This is a genomic window from Actinosynnema sp. NPDC091369, from assembly GCF_044757065.1.
GTDB lineage: Bacteria > Actinomycetota > Actinomycetes > Mycobacteriales > Pseudonocardiaceae > Actinosynnema.
Map to the genome: position 1 here is coordinate 310,969 of NZ_JBIVUG010000007.1, position 15,163 is coordinate 326,131.

The following is a 15,163-nucleotide window of genomic DNA, read 5'->3' on the forward strand; positions in this document are numbered from 1 at the left end:
CCGTCGGTATGAGCCTGATCACTCGACGGCTGGTCGCGACCGCGCTGCTCGCGGCCACCTTCGCCACGTCACTGGTCGCCCCGGCGGCCGGCGCCGAGCCCGCGGCGGCCACCGGCGTCGTGGCGCGCGCCAACCAGGTCACCGCGGCGGCCCACTTCGACTGGCCGCTGCTCAACCGGATCCGCCACGCGAACGCCTACGCCGAGAGCCGCCCCGGTTTCGCCGGGATCGTGGTGCGCGACCGCAAGACCGGCGCGGTCTGGCGCAGCGCCCACTCGGACGTGCTGATCTGGGCCTGCTCCACGCCCAAGCTCGCCATGGTCGTGGACCTGCTCCTGCGCAACGACGCGGGCACCGTCACCCTCACGGCCGAAGACCGCGACCTCATGCACCGCATGCTGAACTCCAGCGACGACAACGCGGCGCACACGCTGTGGACCCGCTACGGCGGCGAGGCGGAGTTCGCCGCGCGCTTCCCGTCCTACGGCATGACCGACATGCGGTTCACCGACCAGCACCCGCACCACTGGGGCTGGATCCTCACCACGGCGGACGACCTGGACCGGCTGATCAACTACGTGCTGACGAAGCTGCCGGCCCGGCACCGCGACTACATCGTCACCGAGATGCGCTCGGTCGACGCCAACCAGCAGTGGGGCGTGTGGGGTGCGGGCGCCGCGGCCCGACCGGGCAACAAGAACGGGTGGTCCGACGACAACGACGACGGTTCGTGGCTGATGAACTCGGTCGGCTTCGTCGGCCCCGAGGAGCGCTACACGCTCGCCATCATGAACAACACCCAGGTCGTCGAGAACGGCTACGCCGTCGGCATGGAGACCACCACCGGGATCAGCCGGATCATGTTCGACGGCTACTTCGGCTGATCCCCGGCTCGCGCCGTGCCACGATGGGGTGCATGTCCCGCGCTGCCGAGGAAGACGCCTTCACCGCCGTTCCGTCGCGAGCGGGCGACTACGACGGCTTGGCCGAGGGGTACGCGGCCGAGAACGAGACCAGCATCATCAACGCCCACTACGAACGGCCGGCGGCCCTCGCGCTGGCCGGTGACGTGGCCGGCAGGCGGGTCCTGGACGCCGGGTGCGGCTCCGGGCCGCTGTTCGCGGCGCTGCGCGAGCGGGGCGCCGTGGTGAGCGGCTTCGACGGCAGCGCCGGGATGCTGGCCCAGGCCCGGCGCAGGCTCGGCCTCGACGCGGACCTGCGCGTGGTCGACCTGGCCGGTCCCCTGCCCTACCCCGACGGCGAGTTCGACGACGTGATGGCGTCCCTGGTGCTGCACTACCTGCGGGACTGGGGTCCGCCGCTGGCCGAGCTGCACCGCGTGCTCAAGCCGGGCGGGCGGCTGATCGCCTCGGTCGACCACCCCGTCCTGATCAACGTGATCCGGCGCATGACCGGGCCCAGGCCGGACTACTTCGCCACGGCCAACCGGGTCGAGCGGTGGACGATGGGCGGCCAGACCGCCGAGCTGACCTTCTGGGACCGTCCGCTGCACGCGATGACCGACGCGTTCACCGAGGCGGGCTTCCGGATCTCGGTCGTCCACGAACCCCGGCCGGTGCCGGCCGCGCGCGAGCTGTTCCCCGAGGAGTTCCACCTCCTCGACACGTTCCCGAGCTTCCTGTTCTTCGTGCTGCACGCGGAGTAGGCGGTCCCCTCGTCCCGCGGGTCTTCCGGTTGACGCGGTGTCGGTCCCCCTCCTCGCCTTGACCTGAACCTTTGTCGAGGTTTTAGCGTCGTCGCATGAACCCGACTGGTGCGTCTCGTGCCGGGCGACGCGAGTGGGCCGGGCTCGCCGTGCTCACCCTGCCGACCTCGCTGGCCTCGTTGGAACTGACCATCCCCAACCTCGCCCTGCCCGCGATCTCCCAAGACCTGGCCCTGACCGGCGCGCAGTCGCTGTGGATCGTCGACATCTACGGCTTCGTCCTCGCCGGCTCGTTGATCACGACGGGCACGCTGGGCGACCGCATCGGGCGCCGCAGGCTGCTGATGATCGGGTCGGCGCTCTTCGGCATCGCGTCCGTGCTCGCCGCCTGCTCGGTCAACGCCGAGATGCTGATCGTGACGCGAGCCCTGCTCGGCATCGCCGGCGCGACGCTCATGCCGGCGGCGCTGTCGCTGGCCGCGTCGCTGTTCCGGGACCCCCGTCGGCGCACGGTGGCGATCAGCACCGTCATCGCCGGCGTCGCGGGCGGCACGGCCATCGGCCCGCTGATCGGCGGCTGGCTCCTCCAGCACTTCTGGTGGGGCGCGGTGTTCCTGATCGCGGCGCCGGTGGCCGCGCTGGTCCTCGTCCTGTGCCCGCTCCTGCTGCCGGAGCACCGCGAGGCGCGCGTCGGCCGGATGGACCTGGTGAGCGCCGTGCTGTCGCTGGCCGCGGTGCTGGCGGTGATCTACGGGCTCAAGCACATGGCCGTCAGCGGTCCCGGCGTGGTGCCGATCGCGTCGATCGCGGCCGGTCTGCTCATCGGCTCCTGGTTCGTCCGCCGGCAGCACCGCCCCGACCCGCTGATCGACCTGCGGCTGTTCCGCTCCCCCTCGTTCAGCGTCTCGCTGGGCACGCTGCTGTTCGGCGTCTTCGTGCTCTTCGGCGCGAACTTCTTCCTCGCCCAGTACCTCCAGCTGGTGTTCGGGCTCTCGCCGCTGCACGCGGGCCTGTGGACCGCGCCGTCGGCGTGCGGCGTCATCGTGGGCTCCACGGTCGCGCCGGTGCTCGTGCGCCGCGTCCGCCCGGGGTTCGTGGTCGCGGCCGGGTTGGTGCTCTCCGCGGTCGGGTTCGCGGTACTGACCCTGGTCGCGCCGGGCACCGGGCTCGCGCCGCTGGTGATCGGCTCGATCGTCGTCTCGCTCGGCCTGGGGCCGATGATGACCCTCACCACCGCGCTCGTGGTCGCCTCCGCGCCGCCGGAGCGGGCCGGTGAGGCGTCCGCGCTGTCGGAGACGGCGCCGGAACTGGGCGGTGCGCTGGGCATCGCGATCCTCGGCAGCGTCGGCACGGCCGTCTACCGCGCCCGGGTGGCCGACGCGGTACCCGACGGCCTGCCGGGGGACTCGGCGCGTGCCGCGGCGGAAACACTGGGCGGCGCCGTGTCGGCCGCCGAGCAGGCCGGTGGCCCGGTGGGCGACCAGCTGCTCGACGCCGCCCGCTCGGCCTTCACCGAGGGGCTGCACCTGATCGCCGGGATCAGCATCGCCGTGCTGGCCGCCACCGCGGTGCTGATCGCCGTCATGCTCCGCCACGTCCCGCCGTCGAACGAGGCGGAGCAGAGGGCGCAGGACGAACCGAGCGTGCTGGGGCAGGACACCTGACCCCGGCCGGTCGAGGAACGCGGCCCGGTCCCACCCCCGTCGCGCGGGACTTCTCGCACCAGGCTTGTGCCATCATGCGATCATGCGACCACCGACTCGGGACCGCCGGGAGACCGCGCGGCGGGCGGCGGCGAGTCGGATCGCCCAGCAGGTCGGCATGTCGTGGTCCGAGCTGCGCGAGTGCTCCGAATCGTTGCCCGACCACCGGACGCCGGCGCGACGCGCGCGGCCCTGCCCCGCCTCGCGCTGGTGAGCGAAGCCGTCTCCCAGGGGTCGGCGGAGGCGCGCAAGTCCCCCGGCAACCACGCGGCGATGCTCCTGGTGCTGCTGGCGGCGACGTTCCTGGTGCGGTTCGACTTCTTCGTGGTGAACGTGGCGGCGCTCAGCCTCGGCACGGACCTCGGGGCGAGCGCCACGGCGCTGGAGCTCGTCGTCGGCGGGTACGCGTTCGCCTACGCCGCGGGCATGATCACCGGCGGCCGGCTGGGCGACCTGCACGGCCACCGCAGGCTCTTCGTGATCGGCGTGATCGCCTTCACGGTCACCTCGTTGCTGTGCGGCGTCGCGGTCACCGCCGAGCAGCTCGTGCTCGCCCGGCTGGCCCAGGGGCTGGCGGCCGCGCTGATGGTGCCGCAGGTGCTCGCCGTGATGACCTCCGACTTCCCGCCGCACGCGCGGGGCCGGGCGTTCGCGGGCTACGGCATCGCCTCCGGGCTGGGCTCGATCGCCGGCCAGGTGCTGGGTGGCGCGCTGGTGCAGGCCGACGTGGCGGGGCTCGGGTGGCGGCTGATCTTCCTGGTCAACGTGCCGATCGGCGTCGTCACCGCGGTCGTGGCGGCCAGGGTGCTGTCGGACCGGCGGGACGGCCCGCGCACCGGCCTGGACCCGCTCGGCACGCTCGGCCTGTCCGGTGCGCTGGCGCTGCTCCTGGTGCCGCTGGGCATGGGCCAGACCGCGGGGTGGCCCGCGTGGACCTGGGTCTGCCTGGGGCTGGCCGTGCCGGTGGCGGTGGCGACCGCGCGCTGGGAGCAGGTGCTCGGCCGGCGCGGCCGGAGCCCGGTGCTCGACCTGCGCCTGTTCCGGGTGCCGTCGTTCCGCCTGGGCCTCGTCGCGGGTGTCGCGTTCAACACGTACTTCGGCAGCCTGATGTTCACCCTCTCCCTGCTGCTCCAGGCGGGTCTGGACCTCAGCCCGTTCGCGGCGGGCCTGGTGTTCTCCCCGATGGGGGTCTGCTTCTCGCTCACCGCCCTGCTCGGCGGCCGGCTCTTCACCAGGTTCGGGCTGGAATCGCTGGTCTGGGGAAGCCTGGTCACCGCCGCCGGGTTGGCGCTGCTGGCCGCGGGGCTCCACGTCTTCGGCGCGGACGTCGGTGTGGCGTGGATGCTCTTCTGCCTGGCGCTGGTGGGTCTGGGCAACGGCGTGGTGCTGCCGTCGTTGATGGGCGCGTCGTTGACGCGCGTGCGGCCGGAGTCCGCCGGCGTGGCATCCGGTGTGCTGGCGACCTCGCAGCAGTTCGCGGTGTCCGGCGGCGTGGCGGTGATCGGCGCGCTCTACTTCGGCGTGGTCGGGCACGACACCGGCGGCGCGGCGCACGCGTCGGCCATGCGGTGGGCGTTGTGGGTCGACGTGGTGCTGGTGTTCGCGGTGATCGGCGTGGTCCTGGCGCTCAAGCGGGCCGAGCGGGCCGGCTAGCGGACGGCTTGCTCCAGCGCGGCGACCGCAAGCGCGACGCCGTTCTCCGCTCGGACGACGTCACCGATCTCCGTGGCCCTACGGCGCATCGCCGGGTCGTTCACGGCGGTGGCGAGCGCGTCGGCGAGCGTGTCGACGGTGAGTCGTCGTTGCCGCACCGGCGGTGGGGCGACGCCGATCGCGTGCGCGCGCTGCGCCCAGTGCGGCTGGTCGGCGACGAACGGGCACACCACCTGCGGCACGCCGGCGGCCAGCGCGGCACCGGTCGTGCCGCCACCGCCGTGGTGCGCCACCGCCGCCATGCGCGGGAACAACCGGTCGTGCGGCGCCTGGTCGATCACGAGCACGTCGGCCGACCCGGTGGACGCCGGCCCGCCCCACCCGGTGGCCAGCACCGCGCGCACGCCGGCCCGCCGCACCGCCTCGACGACGGTGCGGCCGCTGCGTTCGGCGTCACGGCCCGCCATGCTGCCGAACCCCAGGTAGACCGGCGCGGGACCGTCGTCCAGGAACCGCTCCACCGCGGGCGGCGGCGACCAGGGCAGGCTCGGCAGGTACCAGAACCCGGTGGTGCGCACCTGCGCGGGCCAGTCGGGGTCGACCGGGGTGACGTGCGGGCTGAACGCCTGGAGCACCAGCCGGTGCCGTCCGTCGGGCGCGCGCAGCAGGTCGTGGCCGGCGCGCCGGCGCGGCAGGCCGAGTTCGTCGACGCGCCAGCGGTCGGCGGTGCCGGCGAAGCTCCGCAACGTCGCCGTGACGGTCAGGTAGGTGGCGCGGTTGAGGGCCCGGGGCAGGCGCGGCAGCGGCACCATCGGGCACGGGAACAGGCCGGTGGGCACCCAGCCCGGCTGGAAGGTCGCCACGGCGGCGGGCACGTCGAGCAGTTCGGCGACGTGCTGGGCGGGCACGGCCGGCGTGTGCACCACGACGTCGGCGCGGCAGCCGCGGGCGATGTCGGCCAGGTCGTGCAGCACCCGTGCCATCAGCGGCTTGATGCGGCGCGCGGTGCGCACGGCGGTGACCTTGCCGCGCACGCCCCTGTACCCGCCCTCGATCGCCTGCTTGACCACCGGGTCGTCCAGCAACCGGTTCGGCCCCTCGTCCAGGGCCGCGAACTCCACGTCGTGCTCGGCCGCGCTCGCGGTGAACGACTCCGGCGCGGCCAGCAGCGCCTCGTGGCCCGCCCGGCGCAGCGCCACGGCCAGGGCGAGCATCGGCTGCACATCGCCGCGCGTGCCGTGGGTGACCAGCAGCGCCCTCATCGCCCGGTCCGCAACGCGCTGAACGCGGTCAACCAGCGCTCGTCGGTGAACACTCCCCCGGTCAGCATCTCCAGCCCCGCGCGGGCGCCCCGGGCAGCCGTGTCCGCCTCCGCGGGATCGCCGCCGAGCAGACGACCGACGTGCTCGCCGAGCAGCAGCGGCGCGAACTGCCAGGACACGTAGACGACCGCACGTGCCCTCGCGTCGCCGGACGGGCGCACCCGACCCGCTTCCTCGCCGGCTGCCAGCCACTTCTCGGTGCGGTCGACGATCCGCGCGAACAGCGCCGCCGCGCTGTCGGTGCCGTCGAGCAGCGCGCGGGCCAGGTAGCGGCGGACCGGCGTGGCCCCGGCGACCAGGTCGGCCAGCGCCGTGACGTCGAGGTCGTCGTCGACCTCCACGGCCGCCAGGACGTGCTCGTCGCACGCCTGCCGGAGCCCTTCCTTGGAGCCGAAGTGGTGCACGACCAGGGCGGGCGACACGCCGGCGTCGGCGGCGATGGCCCGCAGCGAGGCGCCCGCGATGCCGTCGGTCCCGAAACGGGCCAGCGCGGCGTCGCGGATGCGCGCGCGAGCGGTGAGGTCGGACGTCGCTGAACGCATGAACAGATCTTTGAACACTCGTTCAGCCCGGTCCACGTCCCTTGACGCGATCTTGACGGCTCCGAGCCCCTCGGCTCACCGGTCGTGCGAACCAGCAGTCCTCTGTGGACGGACGAGCAGGGCGATCGTGCCACCGAGCGCGGCCACGGCGCAGCCGACCGCCACCCCGGTGACCACCTCGTTGCCGTGCCCGGTGAACCACGCCCCGACGACGCCGTAGCCGAGCGCGAACGGTGACACGACCAGCCACAGGCCGAGCAGGAAGGCCGCCGAGCTCAGCCAGGCGGAGACCGCGTGACGCCGCGGCGGGCGGGGCGGTCCGGCGCCGGCGACGCGGAACGGGTGGTCCGGTTCGTGGTCGACGATGACCTCCGGGGTCAGCCGGCGCGGTGCGGACACGAGTCCGACCCGGCCACGGCCACGCTGCCGGAACCGGCCTTCCCCGGCGGACGGGAGGGCAGGCGTCGGCCGCGACGGTGCGGCCGACGCCTGGTCGTGCGCGGGAACGGTGCTCCCGAACGCCCGCACCACTCTCGCCCGGAACGGCCCCGGTGCACCTTGCGGTCAGCTTGCGATCGGGACGTGACGATTCGTCAGGTACTTGTCAGGTCGACCACCTGCGGATTCCCGCAGGATGGACGGCGAACCGAGAAGAACGGGAGCAGCCGTGGCCGCAGACACCCCCACGCAGGACCCGCTGTGCCGTACGACCGCCGCGGCACTGGCAGCGCACTTCGGCGGACGTCTGTCCACAAAGGTCGTGTCCCGGGCCGTCGCCGAAGCGCGGCACGACCTGGAAGGCCGCATCCAGCCCGAAGCGCTCGCCGAGATGCTGCACCACCTGGCCAGGCACCGGCTCGACGCCCTGATCCCGGCGCGGTCGTGAGCGCGGTGGCCGCGGAGCGGACGACGTCGGTGCCGGCGGACGCCGAAGCGGTGTTCGACGTCGTCACCGACCTGGAGCACCTGTCCGCCTGGCTGCCCGCGGGCGTCGAGGTGGAGCGGTACGGCCCCGACCTGGTCCGGCTGTGGCTCGGCGAGGACGTGGTCGAGCGCCGCATCGCGGTCGACTGGGACAAGCTGCGCATCGACTGGGGCGGCCGGTCGGCGACCACCTGCTACGGCGCGCTGCGGGTCCTGCGCCTCGGACCGGGGCGCAGCGCCGTCACCGTCCGGTTGACCGGCCCCGCCGGCTTCCCCGCGCCCCGCCTGGACGACTGGCTCGCCGCCGCGCTCGACGCGCTGGTCACCACCGTCCGCGCCGAACGCGCCGCCCCGCCCCGGTTCACCGGCGCGGTGGGCTGACGGCTCACGCCACCGGTCGGCCCATCCACCAGTTGCCCGGCGACTCGGGGTCGGAGCTGGACCAGAACTGCACGCACGCGGTGATGAACTCCTCCGACGTGAGGTGGCCGTCCCCGTCGCCGTCGAGGTGCTCGAACGCCTCGGCGGCCTCGGCCTCGGTCAGGCCGGGGAAGTGCCCGCGCTGGAAGACGAGGTACTCCTCCGGGCTCACGCGCCCGTCCGCGTCGATGTCGGCGATGCCCAGGAACGCCTCGGCGAGTGCGCCGACGCTGGCCCGCGCGGCCTGCGGGTCGTCGGCGAGCGAGCCGGTGGACTCCAGGAACCGCTCGCGGGAGATGGCCGTGTCGCCGTCGGGGAGGTGCGGCAGGTGCAGGTCGTGCCAGATCCGCAGGTACGCCTCGACGATGCGCTGCTCCTCCGGCGAACCGGGCGCGTGCCCGAGGGCTTCGGCCGCCCGCCGGCCCATCAGGACGTGGTCCTGCTCGGTGAGCAGCCCGTCGCCGTCGACGTCCAGGTGAGCGAAGCCGCGGTTGATCTTTGCCTTGAGCAGGTCGTTGACCGGCACGAACCCTCCGTACGCACATGGTCGGGTGACGCGGACGGCACACAGGATGGGCCGGACGGACGCGCCCGGACAACGTCCGAACGGGTTCCCGGACAACTCGATCGGGTGGTCACGCGGTGTCCACCGATCGGCGGTCAGTTCCCGGCGCCGGCGCACCGGTCCTCGTGGTCCGCCAACGCGTCGAGGTCGCCCTCCTGGTGGCCGCAGCGGTAGCACGAGTGCGTCAAGCGGTACAGGAACTCCTCCCGGTCCTCGTCGGGCAGTTGGCGTTGCCACGGCTTGAGATCGGTCACCACGCTCCACAGTGGACGCACCGGGTATCCGGACACTGGTGTAACAGGTACAGCAACGTATCACCCGACCCGGGTGTCGGCCACGCAGAGCGACGGCGTGTCGCCCGGCGTGCACCGCGCCTCACCCGGGCAGCTCGGGCAGCGGCACGTCCGGGTCGAGCTCGACGCCGACCTCCCGCAGCACGTCGTCGAGCAGCGCCCACACCGCGGACGTCAGCCGCCGCACGAGCCCCGCCTGGTCGAGCGCGCCGGGCACGGCCAACCACCGCACGGTCGCCGACTCCACCATCCCCGCCACCCCGAAGGCCGCCAGGTCCGCGGGCTCCGGGTCCCCGCCGAGCAGCCGCACGTACCCGCCGAGCAGCTCGCGCAGCCGGTCGGCGACCTGCACGCGCAGGTCGGCCGCCCGCCCACGACCGGAAGCGAGCCCCACCGCGCGCACCACCATGTAGTCGTACAACGAGGCGTTGTCGACCATCCACGCCACGAAGGTCCCCACGACCCGGCCGATGATCCGGCGGGGGCTGCCGGTCGGCCGGGTCAGCGCGGGCAGGACCGCGGCGGCGAACAGCTCCGCGACCCGGTGCGCGACCGCGTCGTGCAGGTCGTCGGCGTCGGCGAAGTGCCGGTACAGCTGCGGCCGGGACACGCCCGCCCGGTCCGCGATCCGCTCGGTGGACACCCACGGGCCGTGCTCGACGATCGCCGCCAGGGCGGCGGTCACGACCTCGGCGCGGCGCTTCTCCCGGTGGCCTGCCCACCGGGCCACCCTGCCGTCCACACCCACGACCCGCCGACCGCCTTCCGCCATCCCGGCAGCGTATCCAGACCACCGGCCGTGATCGCGGCGGCGAGCGGACCGGGCGGTCGAGTTGACCCGGGAAGACAGCTCAAGCATGATTGAGTCAATGAGTACTGACTGGTCTCCGGACACGCTGGCGCGGGCGCGCGTGCACGCGGCCCTCGGCGAGCCCGCCCGGCTCGCGGTGGTCGACCTGCTCGTGCTCGGCGACGCCTCCCCCGGCGAGGTCGGTCGCGCGCTCGGGCTGCCCAGCAACCTGCTCGCGCACCACGTGAAGCTGCTGGAGCAGGCGGGGATCGTGGAGAGGTCGCGGTCCGAGGGCGACCACCGGCGCACCTACCTGCGCCTGCGCACCGCCGCGCTCGCCGACCTCGTGCCCAGCGGGCTGCGGCAGGCTCCCCGCGTCGTGTTCGTGTGCAGCCACAACTCGGCCCGGTCGCAGCTCGCCGCCGCCCTGTGGCAGCGGCGCAGCGAGGTGCCCGCCGCGAGCGCGGGCACCCGGCCCGCCGAGCGCGTGCACCCGTTGGCCGTCGCCACCGCCCGCACCCACGGGCTCTCCCTGGCCCACGCCCGCCCCCACCACCTCGACGACGTGCTGCGAGCGGACGACCTGGTGGTGGCGGTGTGCGACAACGCCCACGAGGAGCTCGACCACCACGACGACCGGCTGCACTGGTCCGTGCCCGACCCGGCCGCGGTCGGCACGCCGGACGCGTTCGACGCCGCCTACCGCGACCTCGCCGACCGCGTCGAACGCCTCGCGCCCGCCGTCCACCCCGCCTGAAGAGGGAATCCCGCATGCCCCGCCCGCTGCCCCACCGGCTGGTCGCCGAGTACCTCGGCAGCCTGCTGCTCGCCGCCCTGGTGATCGGTTCCGGCATCGCCGCGCAACGACTGTCCCCCGGCGACGTCGGCCTGCAACTGCTGGAGAACGCCGCGGCCACCGCCGTCGGCCTCTACGCCCTCATCCTGGTCTTCGGCCCGGTCAGCGGCGCCCACTTCAACCCCGCCGTGTCCGTCACCGACGCGGTGTTCGGCGGGCTGGCCTGGCGCGACGTCCCCGCCTACGCGCTCGTCCAGGTGCTCGGCTGCGTCACCGGCGCGGTGCTGGCCAACGTGATGTTCGAAGCCGCCCCGGTCAGCATCAGCACCACCGACCGCGCGACCTCCGCCCACGCCGTCTCCGAGGTCGTGGCCACGGCCGGCCTGCTCCTGGTCGTCTTCTCGCTGGCGCGGTCGGGCCGGGCCGCCCTCGCACCGGCCGCCGTGGGCGCGTACATCGGCGCGGCGTACTTCTTCACCAGCTCCACCAGCTTCGCCAACCCCGCCATCACCGCGGGGCGGGTGTTCAGCGACACGTTCGCCGGGATCGCGCCCGCGTCCGCGCCGGTCTACGTGCTGGCCCAGCTCGTCGGCGTCGCGGTGGCCATCCCGCTGCTGCGCCTGCTCTACCCCACCCCGACCACCGCCGACCGCACCGCACCCGTCACCGAAGGGCGAGTCCGTTGAACCGCAAGCCTGAAGTCCTGTTCGTCTGCGTCCACAACGCCGGCCGCTCGCAGATGGCCGCCGCGTTGCTGGAGCACTACGCGCTGGGCCGCGTCACGGTCCGCTCGGCCGGCTCCGCGCCCGCCGACCGGGTCAACCCGGCCGCCGCCGAGGCGTTGGCCGAGCTCGGCCTGGACATCACCGCCGAGGTGCCGTCCAAGCTCACCACCGACGACGTCGAAGCCTCCGACGTCGTCATCACCATGGGCTGCGGCGACACGTGCCCCGTCTTCCCCGGCAAGCGCTACCTCGACTGGGAGCTCGACGACCCGGCCGGCCAAGGCGTCGACGCGGTCCGCCCCATCCGCGACGACATCGACCGCCGCGTCCGCGCCCTGCTCGCCGAACTGCTCGACGGGGCACCCGCGTAGATTGTCCGGATGAGCGCACGCTTCCAGGAACTCGACTGGCGTCGGACACCGCTGGGCGAACTCGTCCTGCGCCGCCGGTGGGACCCCGTGTTCGACCGCGAGGTCCACGAGATCAAGCTGAACGACGAGTTCCTGATGTCGAGCCTGTTCACGGTGTCCGAAGTGGAGCTGGCGCGGCTGGCCCTCGCCGACCTGCCCGGGCCGCTGGACGTCGTCGTGGGCGGCCTCGGCCTCGGCTACACCGCCCGGACCGTGCTGGAGCACCCGACCGTGCGCTCCATGCTCGTCGTCGACGCGCTCGGCGAGGTCATCGAGTGGCACCGCGACGGGCTGCTGCCGGGCGGCCGGGAGCTGGCCGGCGACCCGCGCTGCCGCCTGCTGCACGAGGACTTCTTCGCCCTCGCGCGGTCGGCCGACGGGCTCGACCCGGACCAGCCCGGACGCCGGTTCCACGCGATCATCGTCGACATCGACCACTCGCCCCGCCACCTGCTGCACCCCGGCAACGCCGACTTCTACGAGCCCGAGGGCCTGCGTCGGCTGGCCGACCGGCTGCACCCCGGCGGCGTGTTCGCCCTGTGGTCCAACGAACCGCCGGACGACGACTACACCGCCGCGCTCACCGACTCGTTCGACCGGGCCGGCGCGGAAGTCGTGCGCTTCCCCAACCCGCTGCAACAGCGCGAGGCGACCGCCACCGTCTACTTGGCCCGGACGGCCGGGTGAACTCCCGCCCGGCCCAGGGCGGTGCCCGCCGTCAATGCCTTTTCGTCCGCGCGGGCGCATTGGTGCGAACAATGTTCGACATCGCCGGATACCGACCATCCCTCCCCTCTCATCACACCATCGTGTAATCGACACCAATACCCCCGGAACATACCGTGGTAACCGGATCGGATAAACGCCCGATCCGCACGAATCGACACTCCGTCAGGAATCGACACTGGGGGTTTCACCGTGAAGAAGTCTGTGCCAGCTTTGTTGGTCGCCGCCGCGCTCAGCGTCGGAGTGGTGGTGACACCGGCTTCGGCCTCACCCCGGGAATCGGGGGTGAGGTGCAACCAGTTGGACAGCGGTCTGCTGTGCCTGGGAGTCGAGGGCCGGGACGTCGGCGTCGCGTACGCCAAGACGTCGGGCGCGTCGATCTGGGTGCGCTTCGGCTACGACCACGCGGGTGTGTCGCACCCGGCGGCGACCGAGGTCGAGATCTACCCCGACGAGGCCAAGGGCGAGAACTGGTCGAATCAGACGTTGCACTGCGGCCAGGACATCGTCGGCTGGATGGACGTGCGCGGCCAGCGGCGCTTCCAGACGCCGGGCATCCAGATCTGCTGACCACAACCCGACGGTGTGCCCCGGTCGCTGCCGCGACCGGGGCACATCCCGTTATCGCCTCATCGGCGAGGCGGATCGTCACGCACGTGTCGGGATGTTCAGGTCCGCGCCGATCTGGAATGCCGTCACCGAATCCGGGTTGACCGTCAGCCACCCCGGGCCGAGGTCGCCGTGCTTGACGAGCAACCCGCCGTCCCGCAGCACCGCGATGCGCACACCGTCGAGCTGAAAAGCACCGACACCCATTTCCTGGGAAACCCAGGACGCAGTCAGGTCGCCCTCTTTGACGACCAGTTCGCCGGATTTCCGCAGCACGGCGATCCGATCGGTGTCGAGCTGGAAGTCGACCGCGGAATCGGCGGCCACGGTTTCCCAGCCGGGACCGAGGTCACCTTCCTTCACCAGCAGCGCCTCACCGACGAGGGCGGCGATGCGGTCGCCGGACAGCTGGAACCGGGTCACGCCGTGCTCCTGCGACACCCAGGGCGAGGTCAGCTCCTCGTCCTTCACCAGCAGCTCGCCGTTCTTCAGCGCACCGATCCGCGCGCCGAAGAGCTGGAAGTCCGTCACGCCGGTCTCGACGGTGACCCACCCCGGCCCGAGGTCGCCCTCCTTCACCAGCAGCGTGCCGTCCTGCTTGAGCACACCGATCCGGTCGCCGTGCAGGTGGAACTCGCGCACGTCGGCTTCCTGCAACACCGGCTCGGCGTCCAGACCGCCTTGCCTGACCCACAGCTCACCGTGGTCCAGGTAGCCGATCCGATCGCCCGACAGCTCGAAGTCCGTCACCGAGTCCGGGTTCACCACCTCCCAGCCGGGCCCCAGGTCACCTTCCTTCGCCAGCAACGCCCCCTGGTCGTTCAGCACGGCGATCCGGTTGCCGGACATCCGGAATTGCCGGACACCACCCTCCTGCAACACGGGGTCCGACCCCAGCTCGCCCTCGGCCACCCACAGCTCGCCGTGGTCGACGTACCCGACCCGGTCCGCGCCAGGCGTCGGCCCACTACCGGTGCCGCCGGGGAACAGCCTCAGCGCACCGAAGTAGTCGCGGTGCCGGGAGTGCTCGGAGACCTTCACCAGTTGCCCGGACTGCGGTGCCTCCACGATCCACCCGTCACCGAGGTACAGCGAGACGTGGTGGATCCGGCCCGCCGTCGCACCGTAGAACAGCAGGTCGCCCGGCACGAGCGGCCCCAACCCGTCCTCCCGCGAGAACCTCTCGACCGCCCGCGAACTCTGCCACTGGATCCGCGTGGTCCCGTTGATGATGTCCTCCCCCACCGCCAACGCGTACGCGAGCCGGACGAACCCGGAGCAGTCGAGGCCCCGCACGTTGCAGTCGTTGGGTGCCCCGTGGTCCGGATCGCAGATGCCGTAGGTGATCCCCGGCTCCGGGCCGTGCCCGCCACCCCACGAATAGGGCGTGCCAACCAACCCGCAAGCCTCCACCACGGCCCGCTCCGCCTCAACCGCCCCACCGCCGGCGAGCACACCACAATCCGGCGCGGCCCGCGTCGCCCGCCCGGCTTGCGCACTCGGCGCGACCCCGATCACGACGACAGCCGCGAGCAACAACCTCACCACTGCGTTGAACATGTAGTCCTCCCTTGTGTTTCAACCCAACGGACCGCTATTCCGCATCCCTTCACCGGGGCTACCTACATCCACGACGACTTGCCCGCGCCCTCGGCACCACCGGCAAGCCCCAACACCGGCCACGACGGGCCGCGCCTACACCGCCCACCAAGCCCTGTCGCCAACCAACTCCCCCCACCACCGCGACATCCCCGCGAAGACCGAACATCAGGTGGGCCGACCGGACCACTGCGTCGTCCGCTCCTCGGGACCTGCGGACGAGTTCCTCGGACTCGGCGACACCGAACGCCTCCCACCTAGGCGACAACGTGGCCTCGTCCATCCGAGCGCCGCCAACCAAGCCCTTCCGCCGAGTCCGAAACAGCTGTGCGCCGGCCGGAACGCTGCGTTGCCCCCGACCCGCCATCGAGACCACGCACGGAACGCGGTGGCTGGAACGCAGCGATGCTCGCGCCCCGC

Annotated in this window: 19 protein-coding genes; 12 read left to right on the top strand and 7 right to left on the bottom strand. The window is 72.9% G+C overall.

Annotated elements, in window-relative coordinates; translation table 11 throughout:
• The first annotated feature begins 8 nt into the window (after window positions 1–8).
• The 5 genes from ACIQMJ_RS27425 (at window position 9) to ACIQMJ_RS27445 (ending at window position 5,022) form a co-directional block, all read left to right on the top strand.
• Window positions 9–884: a serine hydrolase gene (locus ACIQMJ_RS27425; RefSeq protein ID WP_499763863.1), complete on the top strand. Its 876-nt coding sequence runs from the start codon at window positions 9–11 to the stop codon at window positions 882–884.
• A gap of 32 nt (window positions 885–916) precedes the next feature.
• Window positions 917–1,666 carry a class I SAM-dependent methyltransferase gene (locus tag ACIQMJ_RS27430; protein WP_499763864.1) on the top strand — a complete coding sequence of 250 codons (750 nt, stop codon included), beginning with the start codon at window positions 917–919 and terminating at the stop codon, window positions 1,664–1,666.
• Between the two features lie 95 nt (window positions 1,667–1,761).
• Window positions 1,762–3,330 carry an MFS transporter gene (locus ACIQMJ_RS27435; RefSeq protein ID WP_499763865.1) on the top strand — a complete coding sequence of 523 codons (1,569 nt, stop codon included), beginning with the start codon at window positions 1,762–1,764 and terminating at the stop codon, window positions 3,328–3,330.
• Window positions 3,331–3,412: 82 nt separating this feature from the next.
• Window positions 3,413–3,583 (top strand): hypothetical protein, encoded by a 171-nt coding sequence (locus tag ACIQMJ_RS27440; protein WP_499763866.1) that lies wholly within the window; start codon window positions 3,413–3,415, stop codon window positions 3,581–3,583.
• Window positions 3,580–5,022 carry an MFS transporter gene (locus ACIQMJ_RS27445; RefSeq protein ID WP_499763867.1) on the top strand — a complete coding sequence of 481 codons (1,443 nt, stop codon included), beginning with the start codon at window positions 3,580–3,582 and terminating at the stop codon, window positions 5,020–5,022. The genes ACIQMJ_RS27440 and ACIQMJ_RS27445 overlap by 4 nt, the downstream gene beginning before the upstream one ends.
• Here the strand turns inward: ACIQMJ_RS27445 and ACIQMJ_RS27450 are convergent.
• From ACIQMJ_RS27450 to ACIQMJ_RS27460, 3 genes are all read right to left on the bottom strand, one after another.
• A complete protein-coding gene (locus ACIQMJ_RS27450; RefSeq protein ID WP_499763868.1) occupies window positions 5,019–6,284 on the bottom strand; it encodes a glycosyltransferase in 1,266 nt (421 codons plus the stop codon). The genes ACIQMJ_RS27445 and ACIQMJ_RS27450 overlap by 4 nt on opposite strands.
• Window positions 6,281–6,886: a TetR/AcrR family transcriptional regulator gene (locus ACIQMJ_RS27455; RefSeq protein ID WP_499763869.1), complete on the bottom strand. Its 606-nt coding sequence runs from the start codon at window positions 6,884–6,886 to the stop codon at window positions 6,281–6,283. Before ACIQMJ_RS27455 ends, ACIQMJ_RS27450 begins: the two co-directional genes overlap by 4 nt.
• Window positions 6,887–6,961: 75 nt before the next feature.
• The gene (locus ACIQMJ_RS27460) at window positions 6,962–7,285 is read right to left on the bottom strand and encodes a hypothetical protein (RefSeq protein WP_499763870.1); all 324 of its coding nucleotides are present in this window, start codon (window positions 7,283–7,285) and stop codon (window positions 6,962–6,964) included.
• Between the two features lie 268 nt (window positions 7,286–7,553).
• On the opposite strand from ACIQMJ_RS27460, the gene ACIQMJ_RS27465 reads away from it, so the two are divergent.
• Window positions 7,554–7,772, top strand: coding sequence for a hypothetical protein (locus tag ACIQMJ_RS27465; RefSeq protein ID WP_499763871.1), 219 nt, complete (start codon window positions 7,554–7,556; stop codon window positions 7,770–7,772).
• Window positions 7,769–8,191, top strand: coding sequence for an SRPBCC family protein (locus ACIQMJ_RS27470; RefSeq protein ID WP_499763872.1), 423 nt, complete (start codon window positions 7,769–7,771; stop codon window positions 8,189–8,191). Before ACIQMJ_RS27465 ends, ACIQMJ_RS27470 begins: the two co-directional genes overlap by 4 nt.
• A 4-nt stretch (window positions 8,192–8,195) precedes the next feature.
• Here the strand turns inward: ACIQMJ_RS27470 and ACIQMJ_RS27475 are convergent, their stop codons facing one another.
• From ACIQMJ_RS27475 to ACIQMJ_RS27485, 3 genes are all read right to left on the bottom strand, one after another.
• Window positions 8,196–8,756, bottom strand: coding sequence for an EF-hand domain-containing protein (locus ACIQMJ_RS27475; protein ID WP_499763873.1), 561 nt, complete (start codon window positions 8,754–8,756; stop codon window positions 8,196–8,198).
• 134 nt (window positions 8,757–8,890) lie between these two features.
• Window positions 8,891–9,049: a hypothetical protein gene (locus tag ACIQMJ_RS27480; protein ID WP_499763874.1), complete on the bottom strand. Its 159-nt coding sequence runs from the start codon at window positions 9,047–9,049 to the stop codon at window positions 8,891–8,893.
• 121 nt (window positions 9,050–9,170) lie between these two features.
• Window positions 9,171–9,860 (bottom strand): TetR/AcrR family transcriptional regulator, encoded by a 690-nt coding sequence (locus ACIQMJ_RS27485; protein ID WP_499763875.1) that lies wholly within the window; start codon window positions 9,858–9,860, stop codon window positions 9,171–9,173.
• Between the two features lie 97 nt (window positions 9,861–9,957).
• On the opposite strand from ACIQMJ_RS27485, the gene ACIQMJ_RS27490 reads away from it, so the two are divergent.
• From ACIQMJ_RS27490 to ACIQMJ_RS27510, 5 genes are all read left to right on the top strand, one after another.
• The gene (locus tag ACIQMJ_RS27490; protein WP_499763876.1) at window positions 9,958–10,635 is read left to right on the top strand and encodes an arsenate reductase/protein-tyrosine-phosphatase family protein; all 678 of its coding nucleotides are present in this window, start codon (window positions 9,958–9,960) and stop codon (window positions 10,633–10,635) included.
• Between the two features lie 14 nt (window positions 10,636–10,649).
• On the top strand, window positions 10,650–11,360 hold the full coding sequence (locus tag ACIQMJ_RS27495; protein ID WP_499763877.1) for an aquaporin: 711 nt from the start codon (window positions 10,650–10,652) through the stop codon (window positions 11,358–11,360).
• Entirely contained in the window at window positions 11,357–11,770 is a 414-nt protein-coding gene (locus ACIQMJ_RS27500; RefSeq protein WP_499763878.1) for an arsenate-mycothiol transferase ArsC, read from the top strand. Before ACIQMJ_RS27495 ends, ACIQMJ_RS27500 begins: the two co-directional genes overlap by 4 nt.
• A 9-nt stretch (window positions 11,771–11,779) precedes the next feature.
• Window positions 11,780–12,496 (top strand): spermine/spermidine synthase domain-containing protein, encoded by a 717-nt coding sequence (locus ACIQMJ_RS27505; RefSeq protein WP_499763879.1) that lies wholly within the window; start codon window positions 11,780–11,782, stop codon window positions 12,494–12,496.
• A 339-nt stretch (window positions 12,497–12,835) separates the two neighbouring features.
• Window positions 12,836–13,105: a hypothetical protein gene (locus tag ACIQMJ_RS27510; protein WP_499763880.1), complete on the top strand. Its 270-nt coding sequence runs from the start codon at window positions 12,836–12,838 to the stop codon at window positions 13,103–13,105.
• Between the two features lie 78 nt (window positions 13,106–13,183).
• Here the strand turns inward: ACIQMJ_RS27510 and ACIQMJ_RS27515 are convergent, their stop codons facing one another.
• Window positions 13,184–14,704 (bottom strand): C40 family peptidase, encoded by a 1,521-nt coding sequence (locus tag ACIQMJ_RS27515; protein WP_499763881.1) that lies wholly within the window; start codon window positions 14,702–14,704, stop codon window positions 13,184–13,186.
• Window positions 14,705–15,163 lie beyond the last annotated feature (459 nt).